Here is a 3,475-nt window from a genome sequence, read left to right on the forward strand (position 1 = left end):
AAAGAATACACATAAATATTTCCAGACTCGAAATTATTATAAACTAACTGACTGACACTTAACTGACAAAACCCTGTTTTTTTTGGTTTTACTGACATTTAACTGACAGTCAGTTTTATTATTTAAATAGAAGTTTACTTAGATTGTCAGAAGCTTCTTTGTCCATTTCCTCTAAAACATGAGAGTATCTATTCATGGTTATTTTTATATCTGTATGACCTAATCTTTCTGAAACAACTTTCATATTAGTGCCTCCTAGCAAAAGCAAACTTGCGTTTGTATGTCTTAAATCATGCACTCTAATATTTCTTAAATTATTTCTTTTAATAAAGCTATGAAAAGTTTTACTTAATGCAGTTGGTATCCAAGGCTTTAAATTTGTATTTAAACATACTAAGTTATTTTCATTTTCAAGTGTACCTTGTAATTTCATTTTGTTTTAATTTTTCTATTTTTAATTTTTCAATTAATTCTTTTGGAACTGACAAGGTTTTTTTTGATTTTTCTGTTTTTGGTTCTTTAAAAGTTATCTTGATGTTTGCATATATAAGGATTTGATTAATATTTATTATACTATTATCTAAATCAACATCAGACCATCTTAGACCAGCTACTTCTCCAATTCTTAAACTTAAAAGCAATATTAATAAAATAGGCATTTCTATTATGCTATTATTTAACTTTTCTATTAACAATAGTGTTTCTTCTATATTATATATTTCAATTTCAGATGTAACGTTTTTAGCTGGTAATTTCACAAAATCACAAGGATTTTCAGATATTTCTTTTAGTCTATAAGCCTCTTTTAAAACAGAAGATAGAAAATTATATCTGACTTTTGCACTTGAGGAAGTGAAATTATTAAAACTTTTATTTATAAATAATTGAAGTAAGCTAGGATTTATATATATAAGTTTTGTATCTTTAAAAAAAGGTTCTATATAATTATTAACCCAAGACTTTCTATTTACAGTTGTGTAAGGAGACCAATTATTTTCATTTGTTATTATGTACTTATAACATCTTTCTACAAGAGTTATTTTATTTGGAGTTATAAACTTATTATTGTTTATAGTAGCTTTTATTTCAATTAAATGTTTTCAGCATCCTTTTTCTTTTTATAACTTCCATAACTTTTCTGTTTTATCTTGCCAGTCGTTTCCTCTATGTACTCCACGTATACATAGAATTTCTCTCTCCTTTTTCTTATAAAAGCTGATTTGATATTCATATATGTACACTCCCTTTATAAGTTTATATGTTTTATATAAAAGAGCAGTTTAACTGCTCTAATTATATCTAGTGAATATTGAGATGATTTTTCAAAGCTTCTTGAAGTATCTGAGAAAAATTAACCTTATGTTTTTCTGCTTCCCTATTAAGTCACTGAGGAATAGTAAGTGTCTTTTTAACAGAGTAATTTTCTATAGCTTTACGGTGAATAGGCATATATATTTCTATTAAAGTAGGTATTTGATTTTTCTCTAAATTTAAGTTATCTATAGTAGTTGCAGTAGGGATTATGTAGTTATCTTCTTCCATCCCATATAGATGCAATCCTAGAGCTTCTTTTGCCATTTTTAAGGCTTCTTCTGTTGTATCTACACATGTAAGACAGCCTGGTAAATCAGGAAACTCTACAGAGATACCATCCTCATCATAGCTTAGTATAGCAGGATATACATATATATCTTTTTTCATTTTATCAACTCCTTACAATTACATTATAAAACGTACTTATATACGTGTAAATAAGAAGAATAAACTAAAATAGAAATTTAAATGTAATATATAGGTAAAATATGTAAGAATTATATGTTATAATATTTTTAGCAAGAAGATGCAACCTACAATTTATAGAGTGGAATTCATGTATCAAAAATTATCCTCCCAACGCTAAGAAGGGAGGTGAATATACATGGATAATTTTTTAAAAGGTGTACTAGAAAGACTATCTGTTAGTTTAATAGTTTGTCTAGTTAGCAATTTACTTAAAAAACGTAAAAAACCACTCAAAGCTGGCACTAAGAGTGGTTGGGAATTTGATTTGAAAATCAGATTCCATAAAACTAAGTAATTTTCAAATTACGAACTCCACTCTACCATAAATAGATTGTAGTTCTTCTTGCTTTTATTATATCACAAATTGGTACAGATATTCAAAAATAATATTTTTATGATATAGTAAAAATATAGAAGTATTGTGGCATTTCAGTTTCGAGTAAATTGTCTAAAATGTTATAGACGGTTTTATATTAACTATATAGTATGTAAATATTAAAATATTTTCATTTACTTATTTTTAAATAAACTAATAATAAGATTAAATATAATAAATCCAGTTGTTGAACCTAAAGCACTAACAGGTACTGATGATATATTAGCGAAATTATTCAATGCTGATAGACATAACATTACTATAGAAACTATAACTGAATAAGATATCACTGTAAAAAATGGAATTGAAATACTTATATTTAACTCTGCTTCATATTCTTTCATAATATCTTTCCTTTCAAATTATTTTGCTTAACTTTATTATAGCATTTAAACATAATTAAATGTAAAAATATAGTTAAAAATTAATTGAAAATATCAATTATATGTTATGATATAATAAAATTATAGAAGTTTTGCAGTGAGCGATATTTGTGATAAAATATGGATTAACAGTTGCAATGTAAGGCATTGAGAACATATGATAAATGTTATCAATTGCACTATTAGCCGCTCACTGCAAATTTGAGAGAGTTGTATATGTGTAGGTATTGAAAATACTTAGTTTATTTTGGGGTTTTATATTAACTAAGTGGTATGTAAAGTCCTTTTCAATATATTTAACTATTTCATAAGTCCTTGTTTTATATTAACTAAGTGGTATGTAAAGTGGTTTGCTCTTTAGCTGAAGAAACATAGTTTTTAAGTTTTATATTAACTAAGTGGTATGTAAAGTCGCAATTATCATAGATTAATTTAAAACCACCGATAGTTTTATATTAACTAAGTGGTATGTAAAGTATTCTGTCATTAATAGCACTTTTTAAAGCATTCCTAGTTTTATATTAACTAAGTGGTATGTAAAGCCAGACTACTTTTATATATAAGGTCAGCAATCTCACAGTTTTATATTAACTAAGTGGTATGTAAAGAAGATATACAATATTTCGAAGGCTTGCAAAGTGTTGGGTTTTATATTAACTAAGTGGTATGTAAAGCGAGATAAATTTAATAAATATGCAATAAGAGCAACTGTTTTATATTAACTAAGTGGTATGTAAAGATGCCTGCTGAAATCGTTGAAAACTTAGATAATTACGAGTTTTATATTAACTAAGTGGTATGTAAAGAATCTTAACCAATTTTCGTTTATATCAAATTCTCTGGTTTTATATTAACTAAGTGGTATGTAAAGTCCAATCTGCAACATCTTTAGATATTACAGTTTTATAGTTTTATATTAACTAAGTGGTATGTA

The 3,475-nt window shown here is 26.0% G+C and carries 6 protein-coding genes, 1 pseudogene and 1 CRISPR repeat array; of the genes and pseudogenes, 1 reads left to right on the top strand and 6 read right to left on the bottom strand.

Features of this window, described 5'->3' with window-relative positions; translation table 11 throughout:
• Positions 1-118: 118 nt before the first annotated feature.
• The 5 genes and pseudogenes from KGF39_RS19085 to KGF39_RS19105 form a co-directional block, all read right to left on the bottom strand.
• A complete protein-coding gene (locus tag KGF39_RS19085) occupies positions 119-433 on the bottom strand; it encodes a tyrosine-type recombinase/integrase (RefSeq protein WP_227823523.1) in 315 nt (104 codons plus the stop codon).
• Complete coding sequence (locus KGF39_RS20125) at positions 411-758, bottom strand: hypothetical protein (protein WP_227823524.1); 348 nt, start codon at positions 756-758, stop codon at positions 411-413. The genes KGF39_RS19085 and KGF39_RS20125 overlap by 23 nt, the downstream gene beginning before the upstream one ends.
• A gap of 171 nt (positions 759-929) precedes the next feature.
• Positions 930-1,091, bottom strand: a pseudogene (locus KGF39_RS20130) (site-specific integrase); the annotation flags it as partial.
• Positions 1,091-1,231: an Arm DNA-binding domain-containing protein gene (locus KGF39_RS19100; RefSeq protein ID WP_227823525.1), complete on the bottom strand. Its 141-nt coding sequence runs from the start codon at positions 1,229-1,231 to the stop codon at positions 1,091-1,093. The pseudogene KGF39_RS20130 and the gene KGF39_RS19100, both read right to left, overlap by 1 nt.
• Before the next feature lie 152 nt (positions 1,232-1,383).
• Positions 1,384-1,701, bottom strand: a complete 318-nt coding sequence (locus tag KGF39_RS19105; RefSeq protein ID WP_413927047.1) for a type II toxin-antitoxin system HicB family antitoxin — start codon at positions 1,699-1,701, stop codon at positions 1,384-1,386.
• A 217-nt stretch (positions 1,702-1,918) separates the two neighbouring features.
• Here KGF39_RS19105 and KGF39_RS19110 point away from each other — a divergent pair, with 217 nt between their 5' ends.
• Positions 1,919-2,077 carry a type I toxin-antitoxin system toxin gene (locus KGF39_RS19110; protein WP_227823526.1) on the top strand — a complete coding sequence of 53 codons (159 nt, stop codon included), beginning with the start codon at positions 1,919-1,921 and terminating at the stop codon, positions 2,075-2,077.
• Positions 2,078-2,292: 215 nt separating this feature from the next.
• Here KGF39_RS19110 and KGF39_RS19115 read toward each other — a convergent pair whose 3' ends face one another.
• A complete protein-coding gene (locus KGF39_RS19115) occupies positions 2,293-2,502 on the bottom strand; it encodes a hypothetical protein (RefSeq protein WP_227823527.1) in 210 nt (69 codons plus the stop codon).
• A 291-nt stretch (positions 2,503-2,793) separates the two neighbouring features.
• A CRISPR array of direct repeats spans positions 2,794-3,412; the repeat unit is 29 nt; unit sequence GTTTTATATTAACTAAGTGGTATGTAAAG.
• The last annotated feature ends 63 nt before the right edge of the window (positions 3,413-3,475 follow it).

This window comes from Clostridioides sp. ZZV14-6345 (assembly GCF_020657775.1).
GTDB classification, from domain to species: Bacteria; Bacillota; Clostridia; order Peptostreptococcales; family Peptostreptococcaceae; genus Clostridioides; species Clostridioides difficile_D.

Excerpts from the sequence above, each read along its gene's own strand:
- KGF39_RS19085 (WP_227823523.1), bottom strand. The coding sequence starts at position 433 with ATGAAATTACAAGGTACACTTGAAAATGAAAATAACTTAGTATGTTTA.
- KGF39_RS19100 (WP_227823525.1), bottom strand. The coding sequence starts at position 1,231 with ATGAATATCAAATCAGCTTTTATAAGAAAAAGGAGAGAGAAATTCTAT.
- KGF39_RS19105 (WP_413927047.1), bottom strand. The coding sequence starts at position 1,701 with ATGAAAAAAGATATATATGTATATCCTGCTATACTAAGCTATGATGAG.
- KGF39_RS19110 (WP_227823526.1), top strand. The coding sequence starts at position 1,919 with ATGGATAATTTTTTAAAAGGTGTACTAGAAAGACTATCTGTTAGTTTA.
- KGF39_RS19115 (WP_227823527.1), bottom strand. The coding sequence starts at position 2,502 with ATGAAAGAATATGAAGCAGAGTTAAATATAAGTATTTCAATTCCATTT.